Source organism: Corynebacterium sp. UMB10321 (assembly GCF_030228725.1).
Classification (GTDB): Bacteria; Actinomycetota; Actinomycetes; order Mycobacteriales; family Mycobacteriaceae; genus Corynebacterium; species Corynebacterium pseudogenitalium.
In genome coordinates this window covers 506196-520931 of the sequence record NZ_JASOZC010000001.1, presented here as the reverse complement: position 1 = coordinate 520931, position 14736 = coordinate 506196, and the positions used below count along the sequence as shown (strand labels likewise).

Genomic DNA, 14736 nt, shown 5'->3' with positions numbered 1-14736 from the left:
ACCACAGGGAAGAGACATCTGGAATGACAAACGAAAAGTTCGATCTGGCGATTATTGGTTCCGGCGGCGGAGCGTTTGCGGCCGCGATCCGGGCCACCGAGCTGGGCAAGCGCGTCGTGATGGTGGAGCGCGGCACCGTGGGCGGGACATGCGTGAACACGGGCTGCGTCCCGTCGAAGGCGCTCCTGGCTGCCGCGGAGGCCCGCCACGTGGCGTTGGATTCGGCCCGCTTCCCTGGGGTGGCGGCCTCGGCGGGCCCGGTGGACATGCCGGCCCTGATTCAGGGCAAGGCCGCGCTGGTTGAAAGCATGCGCACGGAGAAGTACGTCGATCTGGCCGCGGACTACGGGTGGACGATGATCTCGGGGGACGCGTCGTTCACCGGAACCCAGGACGCACCGCTGCTCCGGGTGATCTCCCCGGATGGTGCAGTGAGAACGATCGAGGCCGGGCACTACCTCGTGGCCACTGGCTCCGCACCCTACGTGCCCCCCGTTCCCGGACTGGCCGAGGCCGGGTACCTGACCTCGACGACGGCGATGGAACTGGACGAGGTGCCCGAATCAATGCTGATCCTGGGCGGAGGCTATGTTGCCCTGGAGATGGCACAGCTTTTCTCCCGGCTGGGCTCCCGGGTGACCATGCTGGTCCGTTCCCGGTTGGCCTCGCAGGAGGAACCGGAGGCGTCCAAGGCGTTAGCGGGGGTGTTCGCCGACGAGGGGATCCGGGTGGTCCGGCGGGCCATGGCCGACTCCGTGGCCTCCGGCCCGGACGGGGTCTCGGTGACGGCAAACATGGCCGGGGGCGAGGAGGTGTTCCGCGCTTCCCACATCCTCGTGGCACTGGGCCGCCGCCCGGTGACCGAGGGACTGGACCTTGACGCCGTCGGGGTGAAGACCGGCGCATCCGGCGAGATCGTGGTCGATTCCCGCCTGGCCACGTCCAACCCGCGGGTTTGGGCCGCCGGGGACGCGACCGGCCATCGGGAGTTCGTTTACGTCGCAGCGGCCCACGGCGCCCTGGCCGTGGACAATGCGTTCACCGATGCCCTGGCCGAGGTCGACTACCGGCACCTGCCCCGGGTCACCTTCACCAGTCCCGCCATCGGGGCGGTCGGGATGACGGAAAAGGAAGCTGTCGCCGCCGGGATCAGCTGCGAGTGCCGGGTCCTCCCCCTGGAGTACGTGCCGCGAGCCGTGGTCAACCGCGACATCCGCGGCTTCATCAAGGTTGTCGCGGACCGCGACACCGGACGGATCCTGGGCCTCTCCGCGGTGGCCAAGGACGCCGGGGAAATCGCCGCCGCCGGCGTCTACATCCTCGAAGCGGGCATGACCACCGCGCAGGTCGCCGCCGCCTGGAGCCCCTACCTGACGATGGCCGAGGGCATCAGGATCGCCGCCAAGGCCTTCAACACCGACGTCTCCAAGCTCTCCTGCTGCGCCTGAGCTGCAGCCCCCACTACCGAAGCAAAGGAATGCCATGACCGCCACCGACCAGGCCCTCACCTATCTGTTGTCCCCCGCGCGCTCCGGAATAGACCCGGAATTGTTCGTGCCGCTGCTGCGGCTCCTGGCCGAGGGCGAGCCCGTCACGGTCGCCGAACTGGCCACCGCCAGTGGCCGGAGCGAAGACACGGTCCGGCAAGGACTGGCCGCCGTCCCGGACACCGAGTACGACGACGAGGGCCGCATCATCGGCCTGGCCCTGACGATGCGGCCCACCCCGCATCGCTTCACCCTGGCCGGGGAACAGCTCTACACCTGGTGCGCCCTGGACACTCTCTTCTTCCCGGCCCTGATCGGGAAGGCCGCAACCATTGAGTCGACCTCCCCGGGTAGCGGGACCCTCATCCGGGTGATGACGGGCGCGGACGGCACGGTGACCTCCGTACAGCCGGCCACCGCCGTCGTGTCCATCATCAGCCACCCGGGCACGGGGCCGGTGCGGTCATCGTTCTGCAACCAGGTCCACTATTTCGCCTCCCGCGAGGACGCCCAGCCGTGGTTGGATTCCCATCCCGACGGCGAAGTCCTGGACATCGAGGCGGCACACCGGGCCGGTGCCGCCATGGCCGCCGCCCTCCTCGCCGCGGCCGCCACGCGGGCCCCCGCGGCGCAGGACTCCTGCTGCTGAGCTTTAAAAGGACATGACATGACCCAGCACCCAGAACAGCCAGACACCGGCCATCAACCCGTCCGGCAGACCGGTCGCCCCGGGCGATACCACACACTGGCCGCAGGAATCGGCATAGCAGCGGCCATGATCCTGTGCTGCGCAGGACCCATCCTCATCGCCGCCGGAGCCCTCGGCGCGATCGCCGGATTCTTCTCAAATCCCCTCGTGTTACTCGCGGCCGCCACGGTGCTCCTGGCCGGGATCATCGCCGTCACCAGGCAGCGAAAACGCCGCAGGACCGACGACTGCTGCCCTCCCGCACCCCCCGAGCACCACCGCACCGACCACGGCACCGCCTGAGTCCCCATACCCATTTCTGGAAGGAACCACTAGACACCATGACATACCCGAGATCCCGCCGTTCTCTGTCCGTTCCCCGGCCCAGGCACCTCGCCTCCGCCCTGTTTCTGGCAGCGGTCATGGCACTGACAACCGCCTGCGCCAGCTCACCGAGCGGCCCGTCGGCCGCGCCAGGCGGTTCGTCGCCCGACGCGGCCGGTGCCGTTGCTGTTACGGTCTCCGACATTGACGGCACTACCCGGACCATCCCGGACGGTAAGCCCGCAGCACTGTTCTTCTTCTCTGTCGGATGCGGTGAGTGTGTGAAAGGGGCCGATTCCCTGAACAAGGCCTCCACGGCCCTGGGAAGCTCGGCCGACTACCTCCTGGTGGACGTGGACCCCCGAGAACCGAAGGAGACCATCAACGGATTCCGCGATTACATCAAGGCCCCTGAGCTCCCTGCCGTCATCGACACCGGGGCCACACTGACCACCCGGTACAACGTCACCTCCATAAGCACCCTGGTGGTGGTCGACGCGAAGGGTGACGTTACCTTCCGGGCCACCGACCCGTCTGCGGAAAAGATCCAAGAAGAACTCACCAAGGCCAGTGCCCAATGACAGCCCTGCTTGCCCTGGCCTTCGCCGCTGGAATGATTGCCCCGGTCAATCCCTGCGGTTTCGCCCTCCTGCCCGCCTGGATAGCCCAGACCATCGGGGACGCCCGGACGCGCCCGCTCGCGCTGCGTCTGGCCCACGGGCTCCGGGCCGGGCTCGCGCTCAGCTTCGGCTTCGCCGGGACCCTGGCAGCCTTCGGGCTGATCGTCAGCGCGGGCGCCAGGACCCTGATCAGCGCAGCGCCCTGGCTGGGAATGGCCACCGGGGTGATCCTTCTCCTGCTGGGCCTGGCCATGCTCACCGGACTCACACCACGGCTCCGTCTGCCGGCCTGGGCCACGAAACCCCGCACACAAGAAGCCGCAGGGGCAGGTCGCAAAACCGGGCGCATGGTGGCCTTCGGGGTCGGATACGCCGCAGCATCCCTCGGCTGCACCCTCGGGGTGCTCCTGGCCGTGATCGCCCAAGCCCAGGCCGTCGCCAGCTACGCCGGGCTGCTCGCGGTCTTCGCCGCCTACGCCGCAGGCTCGGCCACTGTCCTGATGCTCGTTTCGGCAGGCACGGCCATCGCCGGGGCCGCCCTCGGGCGAAGAATCACCGGCCTGGCCAAGCACAGCAACCGCATCGCCGCCTTCATCCTCACCATAACCGGCGCCTACCTCAGCTGGTATTGGTATCCCGCCGCCACCGGCGGAACCGCACAGGCCAACAGCCTCGCCGTATGGTCAGCCGCCGCCAGCGCCTGGATCAGCGACAACAGCACCCTGATCGCAGCCCTCGCCGCAGCCGTGGTGCTCGCATCGGCATTGGCCGCCCTCAACCGGCGCAGGAGACTGCGCATTAGACAGGGAACGCCGCCCACAGGCGAGGGCCCCGGGCAAAGCGGGGAACCCGACTGCTGCACACCAACTCCGGACAACAACTCGACCGAGGACCGGCCAGGCACGATCCCGTAGCTGGCCGAGGACTCCCAAAAAGCAAGGGGGAGAGGGAACCTTGCCCATCTTCTGGCAAACGAGGCGCCCGCCTATCAGGACAGGTTGGTACAGCGGCATCAGGCCGGAAGTCAATTCGTGCAGAGGACTTCGGGCAATCCGTCAGGAGCCCTCTGTACCGCCCCCGCAATGACGGGAACGTCAGTGTGGTGGACTTCGGAAAGCCACAGTGACACCCACTAGTTGTACTCGACCGTGACGTTGGTGGCACTTTCGGTCTTGTGAAATAGCTAGGCCTCCTGGCTTAGTGGAGCTGTCTAGTTCTTCACTGCCAGGAGGCCTCTATGCCCAACGGTAACGCCCGCTTGACCACGCATGCGAGAGCGTTGCTGGTGGCCAGGCAAGCTCATCCATATCGATGTGAAGAAACTCAGCCGCATCCCCGACAGCGGCGGTTGGCGAGTCCACGACCGATCCGCGACCGGAAGACCCGATCGGGTTCGACCACGTCCATGCCGCTGTCGATGACCACACCCGACTCGCTTATATGGCCCACTAGCGGTCGCGGAGCGTCCTGAAAACCTAAAGTTTTATGAGACACCCGGCAGGAACTGGAATGTGAGACCGTTTCATGGGGCAATTGGCCTCCTCCCCGTCTCACTAAAGCGTCTCGCCCTAAGTTGTCGCAGGGTGGTGCTCGGTAGGGGTTTGTGAGGCATAATCGAGACATGCGGCTTTTGGGGTACACCTCAAAAGAACAGTTTTAGAATTACTGTCAGAGTCAGAAGGCGTTGGCACAGATGGCCCCGGTGACCAGGGTTGTGACGACGGCTTCGGAACACCATCCGGTCAGTACTCGTGCCTAAGGGTGTGGATCCACAGCTGTTGCGCGAGGTTGACCGCGTGATCATCCTGGGAGGTGATGCCCAGCTGGAACTTCCCGACGACGCCCACGGAACGTGCGAACGGTGGGTGACTGACGAGCCGTCCAGGAGGGGGATAGAGGCGATCGAGCGCATGCGTCTGGTCCGTGACGACATCGACACGCGTGTACGCCGGCTCGTTGCCGAGTTGCTCGAGAACTGACCACCCCACCTCACACCATCAACGACCCCGCGCGAACTCGCGCGGGGTCGTTGATGCCTGAACTGATCATCAGCGTCGTCGGCCTGAAACCGGACATGCTGGTAGATACCAGGAGCGTGGCAGGTTAGGACTGAGCCTGCGGATGCTCCTCCTCCTGGTTACTGGTGGTGTCGGTGTCGTCGTCGGCGACGATCTCGACACTGCAGCAATCGGAGTTCGTATTCTTCTTGTGAAACAGGTCTTTGAAGCCCATGAGGGTCTCCTTTCGTTAGAGGTACGTGGTTTAGAGGATGATCGTCATCGCGTAGCCGGCCAGCATGGCCGCCAGCAGAATGGTGATCACGAAGGTGGCCAACAGTTTCGGCTTGAACACTGCCGCCAACATCGAGATTTCCGGTGGCGAGGCCCCGGACCCGCCGATCATCATCGCGAAGATCGGGCCGATGGCCACCCCGGCACCCGATAAAGCCAGGGCGACCGGCAGCATCGTCTCCAGTCGGACATACAGCGGGATACCGATCGCCGCAGCCAGTGGAATCAGCCACCAGACGTTTTCACCGGCCATAAATCTCAGGCCGTCTTCGGGCACGACCCCGTAGATGAATGCACCGATGGCCACGCCGATGATCATCGGAAGGAGCATGGGGCGAAGATCGTCCCATGCCTGACGGATCGCTGCCGGGGTTTCTTGTTTGATTCCACGCCACGGGGTCCCGTCCAGCTGGCGCCCGCCCTTGACCTTGACCTTGCGCAGCTGGTCTTCCATGCCCAGCGCGGTCCAGACCCAGGGTGCTCCCAGCGACAGCAGCACCATGATCACCGCGTAGCTGATCGCGACCTGCCAGGAAAGGGTCAGCCAGATCCCGCCGACGATAACCGGGTTGAGCAGCGGCGAAGCGATCAGGTAGGTCACGGTGGTACGAAAGGCCACCCCGGCTTTGAGCATGCTGACAAACATCGGGATCGTCGAACAGGAACAAAACGGAGTGATCGCCCCCAACGCCAGTCCCTTGACCTGACCGGGAACCGCTCCACCAGCCATTCAGCTCTGCAACCGCTCCGGGCCGAAGCGCCGGTTGATCAACGCGACCGCATAGGAGATCACCAGAAACAGCAGGAGCAGTTCGACCAGGAGGGTAGTGAACGTGCCGAGCGCGTTAATCAGCATCGACGACCTCGCTTTTCAGGGAGGTGTCCGTGCAGCAGGCGCGTTGTCCCTCCGGGGTCAACGTCGCCAGGTGCGCCAGCCAGCGCACCGGATCAGCCAGCTGAGTACAACACACCGAATTCAGCGTGGCACGACCCGTCGGCTCCGAGTCCACCAGTCCGGCCTTGCGTAGGGCAGCCAGATGATGGCTGACCAACGCCTGACTCATCCCGGTGGCCTCATGGAGCTGGCGGTTGGTCATCGACTTCTCCGCCAAGGTGAGCAGGATCGTCAACCGGTTTTCATCCGACAGCGCGGACAGGGTGGGTACGAGTAACTGGGCCCGCTCGGCGGGACTGAGATCCGACGCGGGGATGGATAAGGAAATCTCTGTAAGCACACCCCGATATTAACAAGCGACTACTTGTATTTCAAGCAATGGTTTGAACGTCGAGAAAGAGGCCCCTTCCGGCCTTTCCCGAGCGCCTCACTTTCAAGGAAGTGGGACACCATCAATGGCAATGGATTGAAAATACATATCCCCAGGAGGAGCATGTCTCACAAGTCACACCCAAGCGCCACAATCTGCACCGTTCGCCATGGATTGCCCCAGCTTTTTGCTGTAGTTTTTACTGCTTCTACAGAAAGCAAGCACGCTTTGAGCTCGTTCGAGTTACTGGAGCTTGAACTCTACGATGTCGACTTTGTCATCGGCAGCTAATCCGGGATAGTGAGTATCTAGCGCTTCCTGAAGCTCGGAAAGGGAGCCAAAACCGTCATTTCTAGCTTGCTTTTCCGACAATTCACTTCGCTGGGCAGAGGCAACGGACGTAACCTGTGCCTGGATAGTGACGACCTCTCCGGATTCTTTCTCGAAGACAATTTGGGCACTTCCTTCATGGAAAGGATCATCTACCCGGATGGTTTGTTGCTTTTCTCCGCTACGAATTGATTCCTCGTAGCCTTCCCACATGTAGATGCGCTGCTCTTGTTCCATATCTCGCCAGTTGAATGCGAATGGCAAGAGTTCTTCTACGGTAGGTGCTTCAAGTCCATTGCTTCCGCGCACGATGCACCGGATGGACGGATCAACATCAAAAAGCACCTGGCGGCATTTACCGCAGGGAGGAATAATTTGACCAGTAGGTCCGTATACGGCGACTACTGCTTGGATTGGGTCCTCTGGATAACTAGCAGCATGGTTGGCTAAAGCCGAGATCTCCCCGCAAGGACCACCGAGGAAATGGTGCGCGTTCAAACCGAGTACGTGTTTTCCTGATTTGGTAAGGAGCGCTGCGGCTACAGTGTGGTCTTCTCCGTCCTGAAAACGCTGTGCATGGGTGGTTGCTTTGGCCAGTAAATTTCGAAGTTCGTTGGTAATCACTCTTTAAGGGTAATAATTGCCAACGCGCTTTATCTATGTGAAGACAGAGATCGTGAACACCGGGGTTTCTGAGATGTACCAATCGCTTACAAAGCAAGACAGGACCATACGAGGACGTTGAGTGGATAGAGCGTCGAGTTTTAAGTTCAATGTTAGCTAAGGGCCTTATTAAAAGCGTTTGGCAACACGCGCTCCTATTTACCTTCGTATCTCGCGAGACGCTGACGTGGATGGCCTCACCATCGACCGGCAGCGTCAGGACTGTGAAGCCATTGCAAAGCAGCGTGGCTTGGACGTTGGACATAGGACATAACTACGTCGATCAGTCCATTTCCGCGTCAAAGAAGAATGTGGCTCGCCCCGACTACGACGCCATGGTGGCATCCTTTGAACGCGGCGAAATCGACGCGATCATCTGCTGGGACCTCGAACTACCCGCCCCACGTCGGTGGGTAGTCCGATCAGTCGGACAAAACTACTCCCGCACCACAGCGTAATAAGGGGTGCACCTTAAAAACATCCGGAGGTGGGGGTAACTCCCCCTCGTTGCCCAGAGACAAAATACGCCAGTGGCGTCTGTACGACGAGCCGAAGGTAGGACAAATTCCAATCCAGAGAGGTCTTGCACTGTTGCGGTGCGGTTGTCTTCTTTCTCACCGTATTGGACCCTGCGAAATTAATTGGATACGATAGGCCCATGTTGATTTCAGGTTCCGTTTTCATGCGGCCGCTCACCAGCCGCTAAGGCGGTTTTCTCCCTCCCGCAGGTTAGAAACCGCTCCGGTCCTTTAGCCGGGCGGCCATTTGCCATGCCCGGCTCCGTTTCAACTCCACGGAGCACACCTGATGTCTACATACGGATACGGCCGTCACGAACATGGCCAAAATTTTCTCACAGACCACAAGATCATCAACTCCATCGTCGATCTTGTAAAACAAACCTCCGGCCCCATCATTGAGATCGGGCCAGGAAGCGGTGCCCTCACTCACCCGATATCCCACTTGGGGAGGGCAATAACGGCAGTTGAGGTAGACGCAAAACTAGCTGCCAAACTCACAAAAAAGACCGCCTCGGCGTCGGTCGAAGTGGTCCATGATGATTTCCTCAACTTCCCGTTACCCGCCACTCCCTGCGTCATTGTGGGAAACATTCCCTTTCACCTCACCACTGCCATTCTTCGAAAGCTGTTGCATGCGCCGGCATGGACTGACGCTGTACTCCTCATGCAGTGGGAAGTCGCTCGCCGCCGGGCCGGGGTAGGTGCAAGCACGATGATGACAGCTCAGTGGTCCCCATGGTTCACGTTTCACCTTGGTTCCCGAGTACCAAGGTTTGCTTTCCGGCCACAGCCAAACGTTGACGGGGGGATCTTAGTGATCCGCCGGGTGGGTGACCCGAAGATCCCGATAGAGCAACGCAAAGCCTTTCAGGCGATGGTGCACACCGTTTTCACCGCCCGGGGACGCGGGATAGGGGAAATTCTCCGAAGGGCAGGGTTGTTTTCATCACGTTCAGAGACACAATCATGGTTGCGCTCGCGAGGAATCGACCCCGCAACCCTACCTCCCAGATTGCACACCAGCGACTGGATCGATCTCTTCCAGGTGACTGGTTCCTCTTCACCGCGCCATCGGCCCATTTCACAATCGGGAAGTAGTCAACGCCCTCCTCAACGGAAAAATCGAGGCCGGCGGCGGTAATCCCCCCACCACCAAAACCGAAATCCACCAGTAGTAGTGAACGACCCATGTTCGTCTACCGTGAGCCGCGTTATGGCAGTGACGTGTTCTCGTCGGGCACAGTCATAGTTCCCGGCGTTGCCAGCGACAGGGTTCTACACCCAGCAGCGGGACCGATCAAAATCACCCGCACGGGGAACGACCCTGCTGGTGGTTTCGATTTTGATGAAAGCGAGGAGACATAGCCCCTCGCCAACTCCCCGTAGCTGGCGAACAGTAGCTCCTGGTGCTGGCGCTCGTTGGTGAGTTTGCGTGCCACATCGAAAGCCTTATCGACTTCCCGGTCCAAGTTGTTGTGAGCCTTGAGCAGAATTGGGTCCATCGATAACGGGTTGTAGTGCTCCGCGAGTGACCGCTGGGGGTGCCGCTCGCGTGCCCGCAGCACCAACTGTCCAGCGTCGATGATTCGCTGCTGCGCCTTCTCATCTAGTTCACACAGAGCTGGTCCGCAGTTGTAGCTCCCGATGTACTCCGAAAAACGGAAAAAATAAATAGTGGGGATACATCAACCTTCCACTTTCCATTCTTCCGGCTCAGAGTATTGAGGGGTCTGGGACCGGGTCCGTAAACCCTTTATGTTTTTCGCGCACAGCGGTTTTTAGCGACGCACCCTATAGGTTTTCCGCAGAACTTATATGTGTTTCTGTGCACCCCATATGTTGTCTGTTTTAGCGGTATTTCGTTGTTAATTCCGCACGCGCGCATCAAATGGTTATTTATCGACGACACTCCGTGCCGCACCCCTATATTTAAGGATGTGGAATCGCCTACCCCTCCGGGTTAGAGCCCGCTAGATCCACTTCGCAATCGGGTACACCCATCTGTACGCGCTGACCTGCGGCGTTGTGGGTTGTGCCGAGCGTGCTGCCGGAGTCCCTTTCAGTGTCCCTGGGGTAGGAGCGGCCGCATGAAGGTGCGCTCGTACCGCAGGACGCACCCGGACTCGTCTCGAATCCGGTCAGCGGCGATGAAGTCCGGGTGGGTGCCGAACAAGGTGCGGTACTGCTCGTAGGCAGCCAGGCTGGGGAAGCTGAACAGGGATTCCGCACGGTCACTCACACCTTCCGCGGGTAGGTAGTACCCGTGGTGGGTGCCGCCGTGTTCGTCGACATGCCGCATCCAAGCGCGGGCGAACTGTTCAAAGGCCGCGATCTGGTCGGGGTCGATGGTGTAGTGGACGACACAGGTGATCACATCCACAACGCTAGGCCCACAGGCGCTCATTGGGGAGCCTTTGTCTGTGCGCCTCGTGGTGCACCTGGGGCACACCAATCTGCCTGGTTTACCTGCGGAAATGCGTCAGTTCGCCAAGTTGGCGCCGATTTCAACGGTGAGAACTCCGACGGCGATGAAGAGGATGCCGAGGGCCATGGTTCGGGTGAGGGGTTCGTGGAAGATGACCCGGGCGAGGATCGCGGTGAGAGCTACGCCGGATGCTGCCCAGATGCCGTAGGCGACGCCAAGGGCCATGCCGTCGGCCAAGGCGAGACTTAAGGCGACGAACGCCACGAGATACCCCGCGATGACGCCGATGAACCATTTCTTCACCCGGCCACCGTCGGAGGCTCGTAGCGACATGGTCGCGACGACTTCGGACAAGATGGCGCCTGCGAGGAAGATCCATCTCATGAGTTGACTCCTGCTTCCTGGGCTGCGGTTTGCTGAGCTTTCTGGGAGCCGAGTTCGACGGTGAGGACACCGCTGATGATCAGAACCATTCCAAGACCCATCACAGCAGTCAGAGGTTCACCGAAAATCGCGGCGGATAGCACAGCGGCGAGCACGACCCCGCTGGCTCCCCAGATGCCATAGGCGACGCCGATCTGCATTCCTTCGCGCAGGCAGAAGGTGAGGAAGACGAAAGCGCCGATGTATCCGGCAGCAACCACGATGTACCAGGATGGGTGATTGAGCGCCGCCTTGAGAGACAGCGTCGCCGCCACTTCGGTAGTGATGGCACCAGCGAGCAGGAACCACTGCTTCATGGGGTTGTTCCTTCGATTAGGGAGCGAATGCTGGAGACGACGGCTTCGAGATCCGCGCCGTGGAGGGTGGACACACCTGTGGCCTGGGAGCCCCAGAGTCCGTCGGCGGCGAGTCGGGCGGTGGTCAGCCTGGCTCGGGTGGCGGCGTCGAGATCGTCCGGGAGTTCGAGCCAGCGGCCCATCCGCGTAGTCCACGGTTCGGTGAGTTCGGGCCGGTACGTCGCTTGGCCCCAGATGATGAACTCGGCGCGCTTGGCGGCCCCGTGGGCGGCGACGTGAACGTAGCTCAGGAGCCGCTCGGTGGCGTTGGCGTTCTCGAGGGGCTTGCCAAGGGTGGCAGTCATGTCGTTCTCGACGTTGGCCGCAGCGTGGTCGACGATCGCGGCGAGCAGTACGTCGCGGTTGCGGAAGTGATATAGCAATCCCGGTTTGGTGAGCCCGGCCTCGTGGGCCACTGCGTCAAGGGTAATGTCGCCACCCTCCGCTGCGTTCATGACGCGGAGGGCAGCTTCCAGGATCTCGGAGCGCTGACTGGTTCGCATATAGCTAACTTTACCATTTGGTAGGTGAAGCCTTCAACTGCGGGCGCTGGTAGGGGCACCTGGGGTACACCCCAAGCGAACAATTTGTGAATGAAAAAACTTCCTGTTCGCTAGGGTTAGTTCCAAGACTAACGGAACAGAACCGTCACTGCCTCTGGAGATCACTGAACAGTTGGGGGCGATCTCAGGACAAAAGGTGGGCTATGCCCGGGTGAGTTCGAAAGATCAGAACCTTGATCGTCAGATTGAACAACTCAAGGCAGAGAAGGTCTTCACCTATTACACGGATAAGGCCAGTGGTGGATCGCGTGAGCGCCCTGGACTTGATGAAGCAATGCGATATGTCCGTGCAGGAGATCAGCTTGTCGTCACGTCGATGGATCGGTGCGCGCGTTCACTGACGGATCTGTACGCCATTGTTGACGAGCTAGTCAGCAAAGGAGTGTCGGTGAAGTTCCTCAAGGAGGGACAGACCTACTCAAAAGACTCCACCCCGATCGCCAAGCTGATGCTAGGGCTGTTGGGTTTTGTTCAGTTGGGTAAGGCCGTGAAAGAGCTGGATCAACACCGTGAAATAGTTGAAAAAAATAACCCCGCAGGTTTCCCTGCGGGGTGTCGTTGTTAGAACGGTGCTTCGTCGTTGTCGGCGTCAGCGCCAGCCAGGGCGGCGTTCGCCGCCTCGCCTCCGCGACGGGCTGCGCGCGCAGCGGACTCTTTCTTGGAGTCGATCAGCTGCACGGTGTCGATACGGGCGACCAGCGGGTAGTGCTTCACACCGTCCTTGTCGGTGTAGACGTCGGTCTTCAGCGAGTAGCTCACTGCGACACGGTCGCCGGACCCGATGCAGCCGAACACGCCGGGGTTCTTCGCGTCCTGGACGTAGCCGGTCAGCTCCACGATCTCGCTTTCCACCTTGCCGGTGGCCTTGTTCTTGAAGGTGTTGCGCGCATAGACGCTGAGCTTCACCGTCGCACCGCCGTTTGCGTGCTCGAACAGCTTCGGTGCGCGAGCTGCGTTGCCGACGATGGTGCCGTTGTTGAAGGGGTTGGACATGATGGTTCTCCTTATGTGGGTGGGTGTGAATTGCCGTGCAATGTGGGTGTTGAAGCAGCTGCTTTGCTGCTGCGGGGGGGTTGCGCTGTCGTTACAGCACTGCCCAGGGCAGCGGCGTGCCTGCCGCCTCTAGGTCGCGCAGTTCTTGTGCTGCACCCGGATCGGCGTCCTCGCCGTCGATGCCGTCGGCGAGCTGGTAGAGCAGTTCCAGGTCGGTGTGGGTGATGTCGCGCATCACGTGCCTCCTTGTTCGGATTGGTGGTCAATCCGTCTGTTGGAGACAGCTCTGCTGTCTAGGGGTCGCTCCCCTGCCTCGTTGAAGTGTCTGCTGTCGCAAGCCACGGCCGACGAGAAAAAAAGAAACCCCGTTGCATCGCTGCAACGGGGTGTGTGGTGCTACTCGGTGAACAAGATCGTGCGGGTCTTCTCGGCGCCCTCGCGGACGAGTTCGACCATCCGCTCGCCTTGGCCGATGTCGGTCAGCTTCGCCACCAACGACGGGAAGTTCTCGTCTGGCCCGATCTCGGTGGCTCGGTGCGCGGCCACGCCAGCTAGTCCCGGCTGGCCTGTGGCGTGCGCAAGCACGGCAACCGTGGTGGTGAGCTGCGCGCGCATCCCTGGCCAGCTGGTCGGGACAGCACGCATAACCTGCTCCGCGAACCGTAGGCCCGCCTGCGGGTCATCGAGCAGCGCCGCGAGCAGCGCGTCTCGCAAGCGCGGCGTGGTGAAGCATTTCAGCGCCGATCGAACAGCGCGCGTGCTCGGCTGGGTTATTCCTGCCGCCGCCTGCTCGTATTCACGCTGCAGCACGTCGGAGAACATGGGCGGGATATACGCCAGCGCGTCTTCGATGATGTCGGCGTGCTCGGCAGCGTCGATGCCGTGATCGGTGCTGTTCAGGCGTGCCTCGATGTCGTCTTTGCTCGGCTCCGGCAGCTCGCCGGTGTGCTCTAGCATCTGCCGCAGCGCCGCCGATGCGGCGACCTCGCCGACAACGCCGTGGCGCGGCTCGTCGATGAGCGGATGCTGGTACACAGACCACCACGCAGCCCCGGTGACGATCTCGGGCACTTGCACCACCCCGAGCAGCGGCGGTAGGTGCACTGCCCCACTAGTGAGATACGTGGCCGTCTCGTCAAAGACCGGCTGCGCAATGTCATCGCTGATCATGTACGCGATAACAGCGTCGAGTTCGAGGTGGTGGACCCACGCTGCGAACCGCTCGCGACTCTCGGTGAGCTTCTCCACGGCCTCGTCCAGATCGAACCGCGCGACCGGGCCGAGGCGGACGGTGTCGACGCCCTCGTCGTCGACGAAGAACGCGAGGATCAGCGAGTTGTTCGGGTAGAAGCCGAGGATGCCGGGGAGGTTCGCGAGGATCTCGCCGTGAGATGCAAGCGTGTGGGAATGAGTGGACATGGCAGTGCTCCTTTGCACGAATACGGGGTGAACGTGGTCAATCCCGTATTCAGTCCGGCTCTGCCGGTCGCAGGCGTATCCCCGCAGTGCAGTGCCTTTGTGCGCTCGGCGTCGCTAGCGCAGCCTGATGCTCGCTCGCTGGGTGCGAGCGCTAGCGACGCAGCATTGTTAGATCCCCGCGTCGCCGCTGGTTAAGCGTTACCTTTGGCGCGGTTGTGAGACTTGCACAGCAGTTCGCAGTTGCTTTCCTCGAACTGCCGACTCCCGTGGCGTTCCTTCGTTGCTGCCGTCCTAGCAATCACTAAGCAATGCACCGAAAACCTGCGCCGCGTCGTTGGAGCGTCGCAGTTCCGTTTGGTGCAGGATTT

At 61.5% G+C, this 14736-nt stretch carries 21 protein-coding genes and 2 pseudogenes; 9 read left to right on the top strand and 14 right to left on the bottom strand.

What is annotated here, in order from left to right; all coding sequences use genetic code 11:
• The first annotated feature begins 23 nt into the window (after positions 1-23).
• Together merA and merB are read left to right on the top strand one after the other, a co-directional pair.
• Entirely contained in the window at positions 24-1448 is a 1425-nt protein-coding gene (gene merA, locus QP752_RS02565; RefSeq protein WP_284804251.1) for a mercury(II) reductase, read from the top strand.
• 34 nt (positions 1449-1482) lie between these two features.
• Positions 1483-2136: an organomercurial lyase MerB gene (merB, locus tag QP752_RS02560; protein ID WP_070362923.1), complete on the top strand. Its 654-nt coding sequence runs from the start codon at positions 1483-1485 to the stop codon at positions 2134-2136.
• 210 nt (positions 2137-2346) lie between these two features.
• Here the strand turns inward: merB and QP752_RS02555 are convergent, their stop codons facing one another.
• Positions 2347-2508, bottom strand: coding sequence for a hypothetical protein (locus QP752_RS02555; RefSeq protein ID WP_256042109.1), 162 nt, complete (start codon positions 2506-2508; stop codon positions 2347-2349).
• 8 nt (positions 2509-2516) lie between these two features.
• On the opposite strand from QP752_RS02555, the gene QP752_RS02550 reads away from it, so the two are divergent.
• From QP752_RS02550 to QP752_RS02535, 4 genes and pseudogenes are all read left to right on the top strand, one after another.
• Complete coding sequence (locus QP752_RS02550; RefSeq protein WP_284804248.1) at positions 2517-3080, top strand: TlpA family protein disulfide reductase; 564 nt, start codon at positions 2517-2519, stop codon at positions 3078-3080.
• Positions 3077-4033 (top strand): cytochrome c biogenesis CcdA family protein, encoded by a 957-nt coding sequence (locus QP752_RS02545; protein ID WP_284804246.1) that lies wholly within the window; start codon positions 3077-3079, stop codon positions 4031-4033. Before QP752_RS02550 ends, QP752_RS02545 begins: the two co-directional genes overlap by 4 nt.
• Positions 4034-4408: 375 nt before the next feature.
• A pseudogene (locus QP752_RS02540) lies at positions 4409-4559 on the top strand (IS481 family transposase); the annotation flags it as partial.
• A 314-nt stretch (positions 4560-4873) separates the two neighbouring features.
• Positions 4874-5098: pseudogene (locus QP752_RS02535) on the top strand (low molecular weight phosphatase family protein); the annotation flags it as partial.
• A 124-nt stretch (positions 5099-5222) separates the two neighbouring features.
• Here the strand turns inward: QP752_RS02535 and QP752_RS02530 are convergent.
• The 5 genes from QP752_RS02530 to QP752_RS02510 form a co-directional block, all read right to left on the bottom strand.
• Positions 5223-5351, bottom strand: a complete 129-nt coding sequence (locus tag QP752_RS02530; protein WP_005285980.1) for a hypothetical protein — start codon at positions 5349-5351, stop codon at positions 5223-5225.
• Between the two features lie 30 nt (positions 5352-5381).
• On the bottom strand, positions 5382-6098 hold the full coding sequence (locus QP752_RS02525; protein ID WP_240492733.1) for a permease: 717 nt from the start codon (positions 6096-6098) through the stop codon (positions 5382-5384).
• Positions 6099-6140: 42 nt separating this feature from the next.
• The gene (locus QP752_RS02520; RefSeq protein WP_256008562.1) at positions 6141-6266 is read right to left on the bottom strand and encodes a hypothetical protein; all 126 of its coding nucleotides are present in this window, start codon (positions 6264-6266) and stop codon (positions 6141-6143) included.
• Positions 6256-6645, bottom strand: a complete 390-nt coding sequence (locus QP752_RS02515) for a helix-turn-helix transcriptional regulator (protein ID WP_049172296.1) — start codon at positions 6643-6645, stop codon at positions 6256-6258. The genes QP752_RS02520 and QP752_RS02515 overlap by 11 nt, the downstream gene beginning before the upstream one ends.
• 273 nt (positions 6646-6918) lie before the next feature.
• Positions 6919-7629: an ASCH domain-containing protein gene (locus QP752_RS02510; protein ID WP_049172294.1), complete on the bottom strand. Its 711-nt coding sequence runs from the start codon at positions 7627-7629 to the stop codon at positions 6919-6921.
• Between the two features lie 263 nt (positions 7630-7892).
• Here QP752_RS02510 and QP752_RS02505 point away from each other — a divergent pair, with 263 nt between their 5' ends.
• Complete coding sequence (locus QP752_RS02505) at positions 7893-8126, top strand: recombinase family protein (RefSeq protein ID WP_224784272.1); 234 nt, start codon at positions 7893-7895, stop codon at positions 8124-8126.
• A 349-nt stretch (positions 8127-8475) separates the two neighbouring features.
• Positions 8476-9330: a 23S ribosomal RNA methyltransferase Erm gene (gene erm / locus QP752_RS02500; protein ID WP_049172293.1), complete on the top strand. Its 855-nt coding sequence runs from the start codon at positions 8476-8478 to the stop codon at positions 9328-9330.
• Positions 9331-9400: 70 nt separating this feature from the next.
• Here the strand turns inward: erm and QP752_RS02495 are convergent, their stop codons facing one another.
• The 5 genes from QP752_RS02495 to QP752_RS02475 all read right to left on the bottom strand — a co-directional run bounded on the left by QP752_RS02495 (position 9401) and on the right by QP752_RS02475 (position 11896).
• Positions 9401-9754 carry a type IIL restriction-modification enzyme MmeI gene (locus QP752_RS02495; protein WP_284804243.1) on the bottom strand — a complete coding sequence of 118 codons (354 nt, stop codon included), beginning with the start codon at positions 9752-9754 and terminating at the stop codon, positions 9401-9403.
• Positions 9755-10248: 494 nt separating this feature from the next.
• The gene (locus tag QP752_RS02490) at positions 10249-10563 is read right to left on the bottom strand and encodes an NIPSNAP family protein (protein WP_230208643.1); all 315 of its coding nucleotides are present in this window, start codon (positions 10561-10563) and stop codon (positions 10249-10251) included.
• A 105-nt stretch (positions 10564-10668) separates the two neighbouring features.
• A complete protein-coding gene (locus QP752_RS02485) occupies positions 10669-10998 on the bottom strand; it encodes a multidrug efflux SMR transporter (protein WP_034666342.1) in 330 nt (109 codons plus the stop codon).
• Positions 10995-11354 carry a multidrug efflux SMR transporter gene (locus tag QP752_RS02480; RefSeq protein ID WP_038610824.1) on the bottom strand — a complete coding sequence of 120 codons (360 nt, stop codon included), beginning with the start codon at positions 11352-11354 and terminating at the stop codon, positions 10995-10997. Before QP752_RS02480 ends, QP752_RS02485 begins: the two co-directional genes overlap by 4 nt.
• Positions 11351-11896, bottom strand: coding sequence for a TetR/AcrR family transcriptional regulator (locus QP752_RS02475; RefSeq protein ID WP_284804241.1), 546 nt, complete (start codon positions 11894-11896; stop codon positions 11351-11353). The genes QP752_RS02480 and QP752_RS02475 overlap by 4 nt, the downstream gene beginning before the upstream one ends.
• 196 nt (positions 11897-12092) lie before the next feature.
• Between QP752_RS02475 and QP752_RS02470 the strand changes: the two genes are divergently transcribed.
• Positions 12093-12521 carry a recombinase family protein gene (locus QP752_RS02470; RefSeq protein ID WP_256008564.1) on the top strand — a complete coding sequence of 143 codons (429 nt, stop codon included), beginning with the start codon at positions 12093-12095 and terminating at the stop codon, positions 12519-12521.
• Here the strand turns inward: QP752_RS02470 and QP752_RS02465 are convergent.
• The 3 genes from QP752_RS02465 to QP752_RS02455 all read right to left on the bottom strand — a co-directional run bounded on the left by QP752_RS02465 (position 12518) and on the right by QP752_RS02455 (position 14368).
• A complete protein-coding gene (locus QP752_RS02465; RefSeq protein WP_034997554.1) occupies positions 12518-12949 on the bottom strand; it encodes a single-stranded DNA-binding protein in 432 nt (143 codons plus the stop codon). The genes QP752_RS02470 and QP752_RS02465 overlap by 4 nt on opposite strands.
• 91 nt (positions 12950-13040) lie before the next feature.
• A complete protein-coding gene (locus QP752_RS02460; protein WP_016456431.1) occupies positions 13041-13184 on the bottom strand; it encodes a hypothetical protein in 144 nt (47 codons plus the stop codon).
• Between the two features lie 161 nt (positions 13185-13345).
• The gene (locus tag QP752_RS02455) at positions 13346-14368 is read right to left on the bottom strand and encodes a DUF4192 domain-containing protein (protein ID WP_034997552.1); all 1023 of its coding nucleotides are present in this window, start codon (positions 14366-14368) and stop codon (positions 13346-13348) included.
• Positions 14369-14736: the final 368 nt, after the last annotated feature.